This is a genomic window from Pseudomonas sp. FG6 (assembly GCF_057809015.1).
Map to the genome: position 1 here is coordinate 192,026 of NZ_JBMDJD010000003.1, position 14,980 is coordinate 207,005.

General features: G+C 63.1%; 13 protein-coding genes. 9 read left to right on the forward strand and 4 right to left on the reverse strand.

Features of this window, described 5'->3' with window-relative positions:
* Positions 1 to 34 precede the first annotated feature (34 nt).
* The gene (locus ACODSJ_RS03225; protein WP_489100349.1) at positions 35 to 898 is read left to right on the forward strand and encodes an MBL fold metallo-hydrolase; all 864 of its coding nucleotides are present in this window, start codon (positions 35 to 37) and stop codon (positions 896 to 898) included.
* Positions 899 to 930: 32 nt separating this feature from the next.
* Here the strand turns inward: ACODSJ_RS03225 and bkdR are convergent, their stop codons facing one another.
* Positions 931 to 1,419 carry a Bkd operon transcriptional regulator BkdR gene (bkdR, locus tag ACODSJ_RS03230; RefSeq protein ID WP_489100350.1) on the reverse strand — a complete coding sequence of 163 codons (489 nt, stop codon included), beginning with the start codon at positions 1,417 to 1,419 and terminating at the stop codon, positions 931 to 933.
* 191 nt (positions 1,420 to 1,610) lie between these two features.
* Here bkdR and ACODSJ_RS03235 point away from each other — a divergent pair, with 191 nt between their 5' ends.
* The 5 genes from ACODSJ_RS03235 to ACODSJ_RS03255 all read left to right on the forward strand — a co-directional run bounded on the left by ACODSJ_RS03235 (position 1,611) and on the right by ACODSJ_RS03255 (position 7,845).
* Positions 1,611 to 2,846: a 3-methyl-2-oxobutanoate dehydrogenase (2-methylpropanoyl-transferring) subunit alpha gene (locus tag ACODSJ_RS03235; RefSeq protein ID WP_489100351.1), complete on the forward strand. Its 1,236-nt coding sequence runs from the start codon at positions 1,611 to 1,613 to the stop codon at positions 2,844 to 2,846.
* Position 2,847: 1 nt separating this feature from the next.
* The gene (locus ACODSJ_RS03240) at positions 2,848 to 3,906 is read left to right on the forward strand and encodes an alpha-ketoacid dehydrogenase subunit beta (protein ID WP_489100352.1); all 1,059 of its coding nucleotides are present in this window, start codon (positions 2,848 to 2,850) and stop codon (positions 3,904 to 3,906) included.
* A complete protein-coding gene (locus ACODSJ_RS03245) occupies positions 3,907 to 5,169 on the forward strand; it encodes a dihydrolipoamide acetyltransferase family protein (RefSeq protein WP_489100353.1) in 1,263 nt (420 codons plus the stop codon).
* Between the two features lie 19 nt (positions 5,170 to 5,188).
* Positions 5,189 to 6,571 carry a dihydrolipoyl dehydrogenase gene (gene lpdA, locus ACODSJ_RS03250; protein ID WP_489100354.1) on the forward strand — a complete coding sequence of 461 codons (1,383 nt, stop codon included), beginning with the start codon at positions 5,189 to 5,191 and terminating at the stop codon, positions 6,569 to 6,571.
* A 254-nt stretch (positions 6,572 to 6,825) separates the two neighbouring features.
* Complete coding sequence (locus ACODSJ_RS03255) at positions 6,826 to 7,845, forward strand: branched-chain amino acid aminotransferase (protein WP_489100355.1); 1,020 nt, start codon at positions 6,826 to 6,828, stop codon at positions 7,843 to 7,845.
* 195 nt (positions 7,846 to 8,040) lie between these two features.
* Here the strand turns inward: ACODSJ_RS03255 and ACODSJ_RS03260 are convergent, their stop codons facing one another.
* Positions 8,041 to 8,382: an FKBP-type peptidyl-prolyl cis-trans isomerase gene (locus ACODSJ_RS03260; RefSeq protein WP_489100356.1), complete on the reverse strand. Its 342-nt coding sequence runs from the start codon at positions 8,380 to 8,382 to the stop codon at positions 8,041 to 8,043.
* A gap of 145 nt (positions 8,383 to 8,527) precedes the next feature.
* Here ACODSJ_RS03260 and ACODSJ_RS03265 point away from each other — a divergent pair, with 145 nt between their 5' ends.
* Positions 8,528 to 9,589, forward strand: a complete 1,062-nt coding sequence (locus ACODSJ_RS03265; RefSeq protein WP_489100357.1) for a M4 family metallopeptidase — start codon at positions 8,528 to 8,530, stop codon at positions 9,587 to 9,589.
* A complete protein-coding gene (locus ACODSJ_RS03270) occupies positions 9,589 to 9,912 on the forward strand; it encodes a protealysin inhibitor emfourin (protein WP_063320640.1) in 324 nt (107 codons plus the stop codon). Before ACODSJ_RS03265 ends, ACODSJ_RS03270 begins: the two co-directional genes overlap by 1 nt.
* A gap of 342 nt (positions 9,913 to 10,254) precedes the next feature.
* Here the strand turns inward: ACODSJ_RS03270 and ACODSJ_RS03275 are convergent, their stop codons facing one another.
* Entirely contained in the window at positions 10,255 to 12,333 is a 2,079-nt protein-coding gene (locus tag ACODSJ_RS03275; RefSeq protein WP_489100403.1) for a putative bifunctional diguanylate cyclase/phosphodiesterase, read from the reverse strand.
* Positions 12,334 to 12,972: 639 nt separating this feature from the next.
* On the opposite strand from ACODSJ_RS03275, the gene ACODSJ_RS03280 reads away from it, so the two are divergent.
* Entirely contained in the window at positions 12,973 to 13,614 is a 642-nt protein-coding gene (locus ACODSJ_RS03280; RefSeq protein ID WP_489100358.1) for a DUF1345 domain-containing protein, read from the forward strand.
* Between the two features lie 52 nt (positions 13,615 to 13,666).
* On the opposite strand, the gene ACODSJ_RS03285 is transcribed toward ACODSJ_RS03280, so the two are convergent.
* Positions 13,667 to 14,977 carry an ATP-binding protein gene (locus ACODSJ_RS03285; RefSeq protein ID WP_489100359.1) on the reverse strand — a complete coding sequence of 437 codons (1,311 nt, stop codon included), beginning with the start codon at positions 14,975 to 14,977 and terminating at the stop codon, positions 13,667 to 13,669.
* Between the last annotated feature and the right edge of the window lie 3 nt (positions 14,978 to 14,980).

The window sequence follows — 14,980 nt, forward strand, 5'->3', positions numbered from 1 at the left end:
GCAACCATGGCCCTTCCCGCACAGGTTCGCGACCATGCCCGCACAGATACAGAGCTTTCTCGATCCGGTTTCCAAGACCTACACCTACGTGGTCCATGAACACGATGGCGGGCAATGCGCGGTGGTCGACCCGGTGCTGGACTACGACCCGGCCTCGGGACGCAGTGGCACCGAACAGGCTGATAGGGTTATCGCCTTTGTGCGTGAACATCGCCTGACGGTGCAATGGCTGCTGGAAACCCACGCTCACGCCGACCACCTGTCCGCCGCACCGTATCTGCGCCAGGCACTGGGCGGCCAGATCGCCATTGGCCAGGCCATCGTCCAGGTTCAGGCGGTGATCAAGGCACTGTTCAACCTCGAACCGTCCTTTGCGGTGGACGGCTCGCAGTTCGATCATCTGTTCGCACCCGATGAGTCGTTCCGGATCGGCAACCTCAAGGCCACCGCGTTGCACGTGCCCGGCCATACCCCGGCGGACATGGCCTACCTGATCGACGACGATGTGATCCTGGTGGGCGATACGCTGTTCATGCCAGACGTGGGCACTGCCCGTTGCGACTTTCCCGGCGGCAACGCCCACTTGCTCTATGCCTCGATCCGCAAGCTGCTGGCCTTCCCCGCCGGGGTGCGGCTGTATGTGTGCCACGACTACCCGCCGCCGGGGCGAGCGCCCCAATGCATGAGCACCGTCGGCGAGCAGCGCCAGCGCAACATTCACATCCACGACGGCATCGACGAGGCCTCGTTCGTCACCCTGCGCACCCACCGCGACGAATCCTTGGCCGCGCCGACGCTGCTGCTGCCGGCGATCCAGGTGAACGTACGGGCCGGCAACCTGCCGCCGGCGCAGGACAATGGTGTGGTCTACCTGAAGATTCCGGTTAACCAGTTCTAAAAGCTGAGGCGCGAAGCGGCTCCCTCATGACTTCAGGTACCCAAGGTCAACCCATTGGCCGGCAACGGTAGCGCGGTCTTGTAGCGCACCTGCTTGAGCGCGAAGCTGGAGCGGATGTTCGCCACGCCCGGGACCTTGGTCAGGAAGTCCATCATGAAACGCTCCAGCGCCTGGATGGTCGGCACCAGTACGCGGATCAGGTAGTCCGGATCACCGGCCATCAGGTAGCACTCCATGACCTCGGGCCGGTCGGAGATGGCTTGCTCGAAGTGCTGCAGCGCCTCCTCCACCTGTTTCTCCAGGCTGACATGGATGAACACATTGACGTGCAGCCCCAACAGGTCGGCGTCGAGCAACGTCACCTGCTCGCGGATCACCCCCAGCTCTTCCATGGCCCGGACCCGGTTGAAACACGGGGTCGGCGACAGATTGACCGAACGGGCCAGGTCGGCGTTGGTGATGCGGGCGTTCTCCTGGAGGCTGTTCAGAATCCCGATGTCGGTGCGATCCAATTTACGCATGAGACAAATCATCCTGTTTTTTATCGTTGTGCAGATTTTTTATCTTCAAATGATCTGAACAGCAAGCCAACAGAGAAAAATATTCTTCTGCGTCGAGCCTATGATTGTTGTAGGACAATTTCCCTTACCCAGGGAATTTGTCAGCTAGCGCGCCCACTACAAGAAATTCACAAGATCGAGCGTAGAAAGCCATGACCACAGCGTACGAACCGCTACGCCTGCACGTTCCCGAACCCTCGGGCCGTCCCGGCTGCAAGACCGACTTCTCCTACCTGCATCTGAGCGATGCCGGCACGGTGCGCAAACCTTCCATCGACGTTGAACCGTCCGACACCGCCGACCTGGCCCGCAGCCTGATCCGCGTGCTCGACGACCAGGGCAATGCCCACGGTCCCTGGGCCGAAGACGTGCCCCTGGAGATCCTGCGCAAAGGCATGCGCGCGATGCTCAAGACACGCATCTACGACAACCGCATGGTCGTCGCCCAACGCCAGAAAAAAATGTCGTTCTACATGCAGAGCCTCGGCGAGGAAGCCATCGGCAGCGGCCAGGCCCTGGCCCTGAACATCGATGACATGTGCTTCCCCACCTATCGCCAGCAGAGCATCCTGATGGCTCGCGAGGTGCCCTTGGTGGGCATGATCTGCCAACTGCTGTCCAACGAGCGCGATCCGCTCAAGGGCCGGCAATTGCCGATCATGTACTCGGTCAAGGACGCCGGTTTCTTCACCATTTCCGGCAACCTCGCCACGCAGTTCATCCAGGGCGTGGGCTGGGGCATGGCCTCGGCGATCAAGGGCGATACCAAGATCGCCTCGGCCTGGATCGGTGACGGCGCCACCGCCGAATCGGACTTCCACACCGCCCTGACTTTCGCCCACGTCTACCGCGCGCCAGTGATCCTCAACGTGGTCAACAACCAGTGGGCGATCTCCACCTTCCAGGCCATCGCCGGCGGTGAAGCCACCACTTTCGCCGGACGCGGTGTCGGTTGCGGCATCGCCTCGCTGCGGGTCGACGGCAACGACTTCATGGCCGTCTATGCCGCCTCGCGCTGGGCCGCCGAGCGCGCCCGACGCAACCTGGGCCCGGCGCTGATCGAATGGGTCACTTACCGCGCCGGCCCGCACTCGACCTCCGACGATCCGTCGAAATACCGCCCTGCCGATGACTGGAGCCACTTCCCACTGGGCGACCCGATTGCCCGTCTCAAGCAGCACCTGGTGAAAATCGGCCACTGGTCCGACGAGGAGCACGCCGCCGTCACCGCCGAGCTCGAAGCCGAGGTAATCGCCGCGCAGAAGGAAGCCGAGCAGTACGGCACCCTCGCCGGCGGACAGATTCCAAGCGCCGCGACCATGTTCGAAGACGTCTACAAAGAGATGCCGGAGCATTTGAAGCGCCAGCGTCAGCAGTTGGGGATCTGACATGAACGATCACAACAACAATATTTCGTTGGACACCGCCATGACCACTACCACCATGACCATGATCCAGGCCCTGCGCTCGGCCATGGACGTGATGCTTGAGCGCGACGACAACGTCGTGGTGTTCGGCCAGGACGTGGGTTACTTCGGCGGTGTGTTCCGCTGCACCGAAGGCCTGCAGAACAAGTACGGCACCTCGCGGGTGTTCGACGCACCGATTTCCGAAAGCGGCATCGTCGGCGTGGCAGTGGGCATGGGCGCCTACGGACTGCGACCGGTGGCCGAGATCCAGTTCGCCGACTACGTCTACCCGGCCTCCGACCAGATCATTTCCGAAGCGGCGCGGCTGCGCTATCGCTCGGCCGGCGAGTTCACCGCGCCGATGACCCTGCGCATGCCTTGCGGCGGCGGCATCTATGGCGGCCAGACCCACAGCCAGAGCATCGAGGCGATGTTCACCCAGGTCTGCGGCCTGCGCACCGTGATGCCATCGAACCCTTACGACGCCAAGGGCCTGCTGATCGCCTCCATCGAAAACGATGACCCGGTGATCTTCCTCGAACCCAAGCGCCTGTATAACGGCCCGTTCGACGGCCACCACGACCGCCCGGTAACGCCGTGGTCCAAACACCCCTCGGCGCAGGTCCCGGACGGCTACTACACCGTGCCGCTGGACGTCGCCGCCATCACCCGTCCGGGCAAGGACGTGACGGTGCTCACCTACGGCACCACGGTCTATGTCTCCCAGGTGGCTGCCGAAGAGACCGGCATCGACGCCGAAGTCATTGACCTGCGCAGCCTGTGGCCGCTGGACCTTGAGACCATCGTCAAATCCGTGAAGAAGACCGGCCGCTGCGTGGTGGTCCACGAAGCCACCCGCACCTGCGGCTTCGGCGCCGAACTGGTGTCATTGGTCCAGGAACATTGCTTCCACCACCTGGAAGCGCCTATCGAACGCGTCACCGGTTGGGACACCCCCTACCCGCACGCGCAAGAGTGGGCGTATTTCCCAGGGCCGTCCCGTGTGGGCGCGGCGTTGAAACGGGTCATGGAGGTCTGAATGGGCACGCACGTTATCAAGATGCCAGACATCGGCGAAGGCATCGCGGAAGTAGAACTGTCGGTATGGCACGTCAAGGTCGGCGACCTGGTGGTCGAGGACCAGGTGCTGGCTGACGTCATGACCGACAAGGCCATGGTGGACATCCCCTCGCCCGTGCATGGCCGGGTCATCGCCTTGGGTGGCGAGCCGGGTGAAGTCATGGCGGTGGGCAGCGAACTGATCCGCATCGAAGTCGAAGGCGCGGGCAACCTGAAGGAATCGGCCGAACCGGTCGCCCCGGCACAGGCCCCGAAACCTGCGCCCGTAGCGACGCCGGAGCCGGTGGTGGAAAAAGCCGTCGCCGCACCACGCTGCGCGCCACAAGCGCCCGTGGCCCGTGAGGCCGACGAACGTCCGCTGGCCTCGCCCGCCGTGCGCAAGCACGCACTGGACTTGGGCATTCAATTGCGCCTGGTCCAGGGCAGCGGCCCCGCCGGACGGGTGTTGCACGAAGACCTCGACGCCTATCTGGCCCAAGGTTCTTCGACTCCGGCCAAGGGCGGTTCGGCTTATGCCGAACGCCACGACGAACAGCAGATCCCGGTGATCGGCATGCGTCGCAAGATCGCCCAGCGCATGCAGGAAGCCACCCAGCGCGCCGCGCATTTCAGCTACGTCGAGGAAATCGACGTCACGGCCCTGGAAGAGTTGCGGGTCCACCTGAATGAAAAACACGGCGCCCAGCGCGGCAAGCTAACCTTGCTGCCGTTCCTGGTGCGCGCCCTGGTCGTGGCCCTGCGCGATTTCCCGCAGATGAACGCCCGTTACGACGACGAAGCCCAGGTTATCCATCGTTCAGGCGCCGTACACGTGGGTGTCGCCACCCAGAGCGACGTCGGCCTGATGGTGCCGGTGGTGCGTCACGCTGAAGCCCGCAACCTGTGGGACAGCGCCACAGAGATCGCGCGCCTGGCAACCGCCGCGCGCAACGGCAAGGCCAGCCGCGATGAGCTGTCCGGCTCGACCATCACCCTGACCAGCCTCGGCGCGTTGGGCGGCATCGTCAGCACCCCGGTGCTGAACCTGCCGGAAGTGGCGATTGTCGGCGTGAACAAGATCGTCGAGCGGCCGGTGGTGATCAAAGGCCAAATCGTGATCCGCAAGATGATGAACCTCTCCAGTTCCTTCGATCACCGGGTGGTCGACGGCATGGACGCCGCGCAATTCATCCAGGCCCTGCGTGGCCTGCTCGAACAACCCGCCACCTTGTTTGTGGACTGATCATTAACTGGAGCAGGCAATGCAAACTTTGAACACGACGCTGCTGATCATCGGCGGCGGTCCTGGCGGCTATGTGGCAGCAATCCGCGCCGGCCAACTGGGCATCCCGACCATTCTGGTGGAAGGCCAGGCACTGGGCGGCACCTGCCTGAACATCGGCTGTATTCCGTCCAAGGCGTTGATTCATGTGGCCGAGCAGTTCCACCAGACCCGGCATCACAGCCAGGGCTCAGCCCTGGGCATCAGCGTGTCGGCGCCAACCCTGGACATCGGCAAGAGCGTGGAATGGAAGGACGGCATCGTCGATCGCCTGACCACCGGCGTCGCGGCGCTGTTGAAAAAGCACAAGGTCCAGGTCATTCACGGCTGGGCCAAGGTGATCGATGGCAAGACGGTCGAGGTCGGTGACACGCGCATCCAGTGCGAACACCTGTTGCTGGCCACCGGCTCGAAGAGCGTCGAGCTGCCGATACTGCCCATCGGCGGGCCGATCATTTCGTCCACCGAAGCCCTCGCCCCCACCTCCGTGCCCAAGCACCTGGTGGTGGTCGGCGGTGGCTACATCGGCCTGGAGCTGGGCATCGCCTACCGCAAGCTCGGCGCCGAGGTCAGCGTGGTCGAGGCCCAGGAACGGATCCTGCCCGCATACGACGGCGAGCTGACCCAGCCGGTGCACGAGGCGCTCAAGCAGTTGGGCGTGAAGCTGTACCTCAAGCACAGCGTCGAGGGTTTCGAGGCCAAGGCCAGCACCTTGCAAGTGCGTGATCCCAATGGCGAGACGCTGAACCTGGACACCGACCGGGTCTTGGTGGCCGTCGGTCGAAAACCCAACACCCAGGGCTGGAACCTCGAAGCGCTGGGCCTGGCGATGAATGGCTCGGCGGTGAAGATCGACAACCGTTGCCAGACCAGCATGCGCAATGTCTGGGCCATCGGCGACCTGAGCGGCGAACCGATGCTCGCTCACCGGGCCATGGCCCAGGGCGAAATGGTCGCCGAGCTGATCGCCGGCCAGCACCGGGAGTTCAACCCATCGGCCATTGCGGCAGTATGCTTCACCGATCCGGAACTGGTGGTGGTCGGCAAGACACCCGACGAGGCCAAGGCGGCCGGGCTCGACTGCATCGTGTCGAGCTTCCCGTTCGCGGCCAATGGCCGGGCGATGACCCTGGAATCGAAAAGCGGTTTCGTCAGGGTCGTGGCGCGGCGGGACAATCACCTGGTGGTAGGCTGGCAGGCGGTCGGCGTCGGTGTCTCGGAGCTGTCCACCGCGTTCGGCCAGTCCTTGGAAATGGGCGCACGCCTGGAAGACATCGCCGGCACCATCCACGCCCATCCGACGCTCGGCGAAGCCGTGCAGGAAGCCGCGTTGCGGGCGTTGGGGCATGCGTTGCATCTGTAACAGCTGTGGGTGAGTGACCTGTGGGAGCAAGGCTTGCCCGCGATACAGGCGACTCGGTTTCTGGAGGACCGCATCGCCTGTATCGCGGGCAAGCCTTGCTCCCACACTCTCTCACAGCGACCGCAGGGCTGTTTTCAGCTGCAGGATCCATGTAACAGGCTGCGAAACACATCCGGAATGAAGTATTGTTGTCCCCATCCAAAAACGTCAGAAGCCTGAACCGTTTCGACGCTTGTTAAGAAATAGAGGGTGTCATGGGTAACGAGAGCATCAATTGGGACAAACTGGGCTTTGACTACATCAAGACCGACAAGCGCTACCTGTCGCACTGGCGCAATGGCGCCTGGGACGCCGGCACCCTGACCGACGACAACGTGCTGCACATCAGCGAGGGCTCCACGGCCCTGCACTATGGCCAGCAATGCTTCGAAGGCCTGAAGGCCTATCGTTGCAAGGACGGTTCGATCAACCTGTTCCGCCCGGACCAGAACGCCGCCCGCATGCAACGCAGCTGCGCCCGCCTGCTGATGCCGCACGTCGACACCGAGCAGTTCATCGAAGCGTGCAAGCAAGTGGTCCGCGCCAACGAGCGTTTCATCCCGCCTTACGGCACTGGCGGCGCGCTGTACCTGCGTCCGTTCGTGATCGGCGTGGGTGACAACATCGGCGTGCGCACCGCACCCGAGTTCATCTTCTCGATCTTCTGCATCCCGGTCGGTGCCTACTTCAAGGGCGGCCTGACCCCGCACAACTTCCTGATTTCCAGCTACGACCGCGCCGCCCCACAAGGCACGGGTGCGGCCAAGGTCGGTGGCAACTACGCGGCCAGCCTGATGCCTGGCTCCCAGGCCAAGAAAGCCAGCTTCGCCGACTGCATCTACCTCGATCCGCTGACCCATTCGAAAATCGAAGAAGTCGGCTCGGCGAACTTCTTCGGCATCACCCACGACAACAAATTCGTCACCCCCAACTCCCCGTCGGTCCTGCCAGGCATCACCCGCCTGTCGCTGATCGAACTGGCGAAATCGCGCCTGGGCCTGGAAGTGATCGAAGGCGACGTGTTCATCGACAAACTGTCGGACTTCAAGGAAGCCGGCGCCTGTGGGACCGCTGCGGTCATCACCCCGATCGGCGGCATCAGCTACAAGGACAAGCTGCACGTGTTCCACAGCGAAACCGACGTCGGCCCGATCACCCAGAAGCTCTACAAAGAGCTGACCGGCGTGCAGACCGGCGACGTAGAAGCCCCGGCGGGCTGGATCGTCAAGGTCTGATCCGAGCCGCCCTGTAGCATCAGGGCCCACGGTGGCGAGGGAGCAAGTCCCTGCGCCACCGTGGGCTGCTCCAGCACATTCAATATCCCCGCAAACTGCCTCACCGCTATCGTCGGATCGCCGCCCGGAGCTCGCTTCCACAGGGACCGCGAGGCCCGTCGCTGCTGCATTCACCACAAATCCATGTGTGATCGCTCAGTCGTCCCGGGTCAGGACTTCCAGCAACTCGATTTCAAAGATGAGGTTGGCGTTGGGCTTGATGTGGGCGCCCATGGACCGTTCGCCATAGGCCAGGTGCGCCGGCACCCACAACTTGCGCTTGCCACCGACCTTCATGCCCATCAGGCCTTGGTCCCAACCCTTGATAACGCGACCGGTGCCGATCACGCACTGGAAGGGTTTGCCGCGGCTGTAGGACGAGTCGAATTCGGTGCCGTCCTCAAGAGTGCCGCGGTATTGGGTGGTGATCAGCGCGCCTTTGACGACGCTTTTGCCGTCGCCGTGTTCCAGGTCGATGATTTGCAGTTCTTCGTTCATGGGGTGTTCCCGTGTGGATCAAGGCGCGGGTTTTCGCAGAAATTGGCCGGCCTGGCAAACTTTTGTGATGCCTGTGCAAGGGAACCGCAGCCGCCGCTACGGTTCACATGAACAGCGACCCTGCCTTTCAGATAAGGATTTTCTGATGATCGACCCTCGTCCACTCCCCGGTTTCATTCCTCCCTACGTCCTCAACCGGATCATCGCCCACGGCTCCGAGCGGCAACGCTCCAGCGCCCTCGGCACGCTGACCCACGTGAACAGCCTGCGCCACAACCCCGGCCCACCGAACACCGTGCCGGCGGCCGCCAAGCTGCCCAAACCGGGCAAGGCCGGGCACCCGCAACGCAGTGTGCATGACGCGCAGAACACCATGGAACTGCCCGGCCAGCCGATACGCGTGGAAGGCCAATCGGCCGCCGGCGACCCGGCCGTGGACGAAGCCTATGACGCACTGGGCGCCACCTATGAGTTTTTCTGGAAGGTGCTGGGGCGCGACTCCATCGATAACAAGGGCTTGGCCCTGGTGGGCAGCGTGCATTACGGCCAAGGCTACGAAAACGCCTTCTGGAACGGTGCGCAAATGGTCTTTGGCGACGGCGATGGCGAAATCTTCCAGCGCTTCACCCGCTCCCTCGACGTGGTCGCCCATGAATTGGCCCATGGCGTCACCGAGAGCGAAGCGGGGTTGATCTATGCCAATCAGTCCGGCGCGCTGAACGAGCATATTTCCGATGTGTTTGGCGTACTGGTCAAGCAGTACGTCCTCGACCAGACCGCCGACCGGGCCGATTGGCTGATCGGCGCCGACCTGCTCACCGACAAGATCCACGGTGATGGCCTGCGCAGCATGTCCAACCCGGGCACGGCCTACGATGACCCGCTGCTGGGCAAGGACCCGCAACCGGCGCACATGCGCCAATTCGTCATCACCCGCGAGGACAACGGTGGCGTGCACATCAACTCCGGCATCCCCAATCGCGCCTTTTATCTGGTGGCCACCGCCCTGGGCGGATTTGCCTGGGAAAAGGCCGGCCGGATCTGGTATGAAACCTTGTGCGACAGAACATTAGCCAATGACGCGTCCTTCAGCGCTTTCGCCCGCTTGACCGTCGAGCACGCGCGCCAGCGTTTCGGTGCGCGGGAAGTGCAAGCGGTGCAGGACGGCTGGGCCCAGGTCGGCGTCGACTTGACAGAGGAGTCCTGATGAAAACGCTCCCAGACCTCGATGACAAAGCCGTGGTCCGGCTCTCACGCCAGGGTGGCGTGGCGGCCATCCACGCCCTGACGCGCCCCCGGGAAATCGAGTTCGCCCAGTGCGATCTCGACCAGCGCACGCGCATTTGTTCGGTGTTGGAAGGCTGCCTGCCGCTGACCTCATCGACCCCTGGCCGGGGCGACCAACGCTTTTTCCAGATCGAGGTGCGCTACCGCGCCAACGACCAGGACGACGAAATGGTCCTGCAGGTGCCCGAGGACCAGGCACCCGGTGAGTTGGTTCATTTGTGGGACAAGGGCGAAGTGCTCTAGGCTCTGTACGAAAGTGCCTGCGCGACCGGCTCAAGCACGCCCAGGCCGGCGATCAGGACCAGGCTGGCGATGAAGGTGGGTTTGCGCATAGAAAAAATCTCCAGTTATTCGAGGGACTGGAGTTGGGACTTTAGGGGCAGCGAATCATTCCTTAAATCTGGCTTCCCGTGGCGAGGGAGCTTGCTCCCGCTCGGCCGGTCCGACGCCTCGGGCGCAGCTGTCGCAAAGCAGGCAATGCGGTTTACCTGGACCGATGCAGGGGCCTGCTTGGCAGGCCAGCGGGAGCAAGCTCCCTCGCCACGGGGTTGTCCGGCGTTGCTTCGGTATCGATCCAGTGCCGTCTCAGGCCATCGCCGTGCGTTTGGCCTGGCGAATCTCCAGCAAAAACCGTTCGGCCGGCAGCGGGTGTCCCAGCAGGTAACCCTGCAAAGAGTCGCAGCCCAACTGGGTCAGGAAGTCCTGCTGCACGTCGGTCTCCACCCCTTCGGCAACGATCCGCAAGCCCAGGGCCTGGCCGAGGGCCACGATGGCCGAAACGATGGCGGCATCGTCGCTGTCGCGCTCCAGGTCGCGGACAAAGCCGCGATCGATCTTCAGCTCGTTGGCCGGCAAACGCTTGAGGTACATCAGGCTCGAATAGCCGGTGCCGAAGTCGTCGATGGACAGGTCCACGCCCATGTCCGAAAGCTGTTGCAACACGGTCATGCTCGCGTCCGCATCGCTCATGGCGGTGGTTTCGGTGATTTCCAGGGTCAGGCTGTTGGCCGGCAGTTGATGGGTGCACAGGGCCTGGGCCACGCTCTGCACCAGGCCCGCATGGCAAAACTGCAAGGCCGACAGGTTCACCGCGATGCGCCAGTCGGTATAGCCAAGCACGTACCACTCGCGCATCTGGCGGCAGGCCTCGTTCAGCACCCATTCGCCGATGGGGATGATCAGCCCGGTCTTTTCCGCCAGGTCGATGAAGGTGTCGGGCATCAGCAGGCCCTGGGTCGGGTGAGCCCAGCGCAACAACGCTTCGGCGCCTACCGGACGGCCGTTGGCAGCATCGAACTTGGGTTGGTAATGCAAGCTGAATTGCCGCTGTTCGACGGCGATGCGCAGGTCTTGCAGCAACTGCAACTGCCGGCGGGCGTTGCTGTTCATCGAGACGTCGAAAAAGCTGTAGCCGTTCTTTCCTGCGCCCTTGGCGTGGTACATCGCCGCGTCGGCGTTCATCAACAATTCTTCGGCGCTCTGGCCGTTGCCTGGGTACAGCGCAATGCCGACGCTGGCGGATATTTGCAGGTCATGGTCGGCGACCCGGAACGTTCGGCCGATCAGCCCGACCTGGCGCACGGCCAGGCGCAGGGCGTCGTCGGGGTTGGTCAACTGCACCAGCAGCACGAATTCGTCGCCGCCGATCCGCGCCAGGGTGTCCTGGTTGCGCAGTTCCTCACGCAGGCGCAGGGCGACGTCGCGCAGCAGCAAATCGCCCATGTGGTGGCCAAAGGCGTCGTTGACCGGCTTGAAGCCGTCCAGGTCGATGAACATCAAGGCGAAGCACCCGCCCTGCTCTTGCACACTATGCATGGCCTGGTCGATACGATCGGCCAGCAGGACGCGGTTGGGCAATCCGGTGAGGGGATCGTGCAGGGCCCGCTGGGTCAGTTCGCGGTTGGCCAGGGTCAAGGACTGGGCCAGCTCCGCGGTCCGGGCTTCCAGGCGCGCATCGAGAATCGAGGTCAGCAAGGCAATGGCAAGCACCGCCAGCGTGGTAATCAGGACCACGTTGTCCAGGCCCTTGCCGCTCAAGCCATCCAGGGCCCCGCAAAAACTGCCGTCACTGAACCGGGCACCCGCCATGCCGGTGTAATGCATGCCGACGATGGCTATGCCCATGAGCACCGCTGCCCCGGCGCGGGCCATGCGCACGTGAGGGGCGTTACGCCGCAAGCGAAAGGCGATCCACAACGCCGCCGCCGAGGCCGCCACCGCGATCACCAGGGAAGCACCGAACAACGTCGGGTCATAGTCGACGCCCGGCTGCATCCGCAGCGCCGCCATGCCGGTGTAATGCATGGCACTGATGCCCGCGCCCATGATCAATGCGCCCAGCGCCAGCTGCCACACCGGTAACCGTGGCTGGCTGACCAGCCACAAGGCAAAACCGCAGGAAAGGATGGCGATCAGCAGGGACAGTGCGGTAATCGGCACGTCGTAGCCCAACTCCACCGGCAAGCTGAATGCCAGCATGCCGATGAAATGCATGGACCACACGCCCACTCCCATTGCCAGCGCTCCGCCGCTCATCCAGAAGTACGCTGCACGCCCCTCAGTGGTGGCGATACGTCCCGCCAGGTCCAACGCGGTATAGGAAGCCAACACCGCAACAAACAAGGAGATCGATACAAGGGCAGGAGAATAGGTGCCAAGGAGCATGTTGTTTTTCTCGTAGCTGGAACGCCGAACTGCTTCCATGCCCGGTCGAGGCCGGCGATTGTACTTAATCGTGCCAGCGACGCACGGACAGAATGTCAAAAAGCCATCAACGCGGGAAAGTTTGCGACGAAAGACATTTTCCGAACGCTTCTTCCCTGTAAGCGAGCTTGCCTGCAAATGCAGCCGACCAGTGTACACAGCTGTTGAAATCGCCGTCTGCAGCGCGAGCAAGCTTTGTTTCCCTACGGGATCTCAGCCAATCCTGTGGGAACACAGCTTGCTCGCGACGGCAGTGGATCGCCTTATACAAATATTGAATCAGCAGGCATTAGGCTCTGTACGAAAAGGCTTGATACTCGTTCATGCTGCGTTGAAAACAGCCTCGTGCGCGAGTCCGATCGGAATGCTCATGTACTCCAGTACACTGCGCTTGCTCGGCTGTTTTCGCCTTGCCTGACCTTCGCCTCAAGACTTTTCGTACAGACCCTAGGCTAATATCCCAGGATCATTCCAAGGAGGATCCTCCATGAGCATGCCAGCCACCCACGCTTCGACCACCGTATTACGGGTCATCGACGTACAGAACGACTTCATTCCACCAGGGACCTTGGCCTGCCCAGGTTCAGGACAATAACGCCCATGCCCTTCCTGGCCCGAACCCACCCACGTCTGTCCGGGGCTGTGGCCCTTGGCCTCGCAGCGGGCATCCTCTGGCCCGCAGGCTCGACCCTCGGCAAGGTCCTGATCGGCTGGAACGTCGGCGTCTGGTCCTACCTGGCACTGATGTTCTGGCTGACCGTGCGGGCCAAGGCCCCTGACGTCAGGCGCATTGCCGAAATAGAGGACGAGAACGCCGGCCTGGTCCTGTTGCTGGTCAGCATTGCGGCGCTGACCAGTCTGGCGACCATCGCCCTGGAGTTGGCCGGCAGCCGCGACCTGGACACGGCAGGCAAGCTGCTGCGCTATGGCTTCACCGCGTTGACCGTCATCGGCTCATGGCTGCTGATCGGGGTGATCTTCAGCGTCCATTACGCACGGCTGTATTACACCTGGAACGGCAAGGAACCGGCCCTGCGCTTTGCCGAAGGCCTGACAACCCCCAACTATTGGGATTTCCTGTATTTCTCGTTCACCATCGGGGTCGCGGTGCAGACCTCGGACGTGGGCGTCGCCACGCGGCAACTGCGCAAGATCGTATTGGCGCAATCGTTGATCGGTTTCGTGTTCAACACGGCGATCCTGGGGTTTTCGATCAATATTGCGGCGGGGTTGTTTGGTTGAGGCTGCTGGCGCTATCGCGAGCAGGCTCGCCCCCACAGGTCCATCGTTTCTCTCAGGCGAACATGGACGGCGCCGGCAACCACAACCGGAACCGCGCCCCGCCCAGTGGCGAGGCTTGGGCTGTGAGGGTGCCGCCCTGGGCCTGCAAGGCACGGCGGCTGATGGCCAGGCCGAGGCCGAAGCCGCCGGTGGCGCGGTCACGGCTGCGGTCCAGGCGATAGAACGGCTCGAACACACGCTCGCGTTCGCTGGGCGCGATCCCGATGCCGTCATCGTCCACACAAACCTCACAGCCCTGATCGCTGACCAGCACGCCGATCTGGATTCGCTTGTCACAGTAGCGCATGGCGTTGCGCAGCAGGTTCTGCAAGGCCCGGGCAGTCAGGCGCGGGTCCAGCACAAAACGTTCCAGCGCGCCGTGCAACAGCACGTCGATGACCACGTCCGGCGCCGCCAGGTCCTCGTCGACGCTGCCCAGGATGCTGTCGATGAACTCATCCAGCGCCACTTCGACCCGTTCGGGCAGGCGCTCGGGGTTTTGCAGGCGGCTGTAGGACAGCAGTTCCAGCACCAACTCGTCCAGCTCGCGAATGTGCGCCACCAACCCTTGCAGGCGCTCGCGACTGGCCTGCGGCAGCTCATCGGACAGCGCCAGGGCCAGGCCGAAGTCGAGCCGGGTCAAGGGCGTGCGCAACTCATGGGACACTGCATTGAGCAGGTCGCGCTGCTGGTTGAGCAGGTTCTCGATGTCGCCGGCCATCGTGTCGAACACATGCGCCAGGCTGCCGATGTTGGAGCTGGCGGCAATCTGCGTCCGCTCACTGAGGTGACCCTTGCCGAAACGCTCGGCGGTGCGCTTGAGGCGTTCCAGGTCGCGCCAGTGAGGGCGCAGCCAGAGCAACAGGCAGGCGAGCAGCGTCGCGCCGATCAGCACATTGATGCTCCAGTACAACCAACTGACGTCCGCCGGGTCCGGGGGCACGATCATCTTGACTGCCATACGTTCATCCAACGGCGCCACCGCCAGGGTTCGCCAGGCCCAGTCACCCAGGCGCACCACGTTTTCGCCACGCGACAGACGCGCCTGCTCATCGGCACTGAAACCCGCGTCGTCGACAGCGGCCAGTTCGATGCGCAGCGGTTCGAACTCCTTGTCCATCTGCGCCGCCAACGCGGGCCACTGCTCGCTGGGCACGGCGCGGAACTGCTTGACCATCAAGGTTTGCAGGCCACGGGAATAGTCGAGGTTGTAGGTCAGGAACCGCTCATGAAACAGGCGGATCACCAACTCCGGCATCAGGTAGATGGCCGCGCTGTAGGACACGATGGTGACCAGATAAAGACGAATCAGCAGCTTCCACATCGG

Coding starts and splice junctions, on each gene's coding strand:
- ACODSJ_RS03255 (WP_489100355.1), top strand. CDS start 6,826: ATGGGTAACGAGAGCATCAATTGGGACAAACTGGGCTTTGACTACATC.
- ACODSJ_RS03245 (WP_489100353.1), top strand. CDS start 3,907: ATGGGCACGCACGTTATCAAGATGCCAGACATCGGCGAAGGCATCGCG.
- bkdR (WP_489100350.1), bottom strand. CDS start 1,419: ATGCGTAAATTGGATCGCACCGACATCGGGATTCTGAACAGCCTCCAG.
- ACODSJ_RS03260 (WP_489100356.1), bottom strand. CDS start 8,382: ATGAACGAAGAACTGCAAATCATCGACCTGGAACACGGCGACGGCAAA.
- ACODSJ_RS03225 (WP_489100349.1), top strand. CDS start 35: ATGCCCGCACAGATACAGAGCTTTCTCGATCCGGTTTCCAAGACCTAC.
- ACODSJ_RS03240 (WP_489100352.1), top strand. CDS start 2,848: ATGAACGATCACAACAACAATATTTCGTTGGACACCGCCATGACCACT.
- lpdA (WP_489100354.1), top strand. CDS start 5,189: ATGCAAACTTTGAACACGACGCTGCTGATCATCGGCGGCGGTCCTGGC.
- ACODSJ_RS03270 (WP_063320640.1), top strand. CDS start 9,589: ATGAAAACGCTCCCAGACCTCGATGACAAAGCCGTGGTCCGGCTCTCA.
- ACODSJ_RS03235 (WP_489100351.1), top strand. CDS start 1,611: ATGACCACAGCGTACGAACCGCTACGCCTGCACGTTCCCGAACCCTCG.
- ACODSJ_RS03275 (WP_489100403.1), bottom strand. CDS start 12,333: ATGCTCCTTGGCACCTATTCTCCTGCCCTTGTATCGATCTCCTTGTTT.
- ACODSJ_RS03265 (WP_489100357.1), top strand. CDS start 8,528: ATGATCGACCCTCGTCCACTCCCCGGTTTCATTCCTCCCTACGTCCTC.
- ACODSJ_RS03285 (WP_489100359.1), bottom strand. CDS start 14,977: ATGTGGAAGCTGCTGATTCGTCTTTATCTGGTCACCATCGTGTCCTAC.
- ACODSJ_RS03280 (WP_489100358.1), top strand. CDS start 12,973: ATGCCCTTCCTGGCCCGAACCCACCCACGTCTGTCCGGGGCTGTGGCC.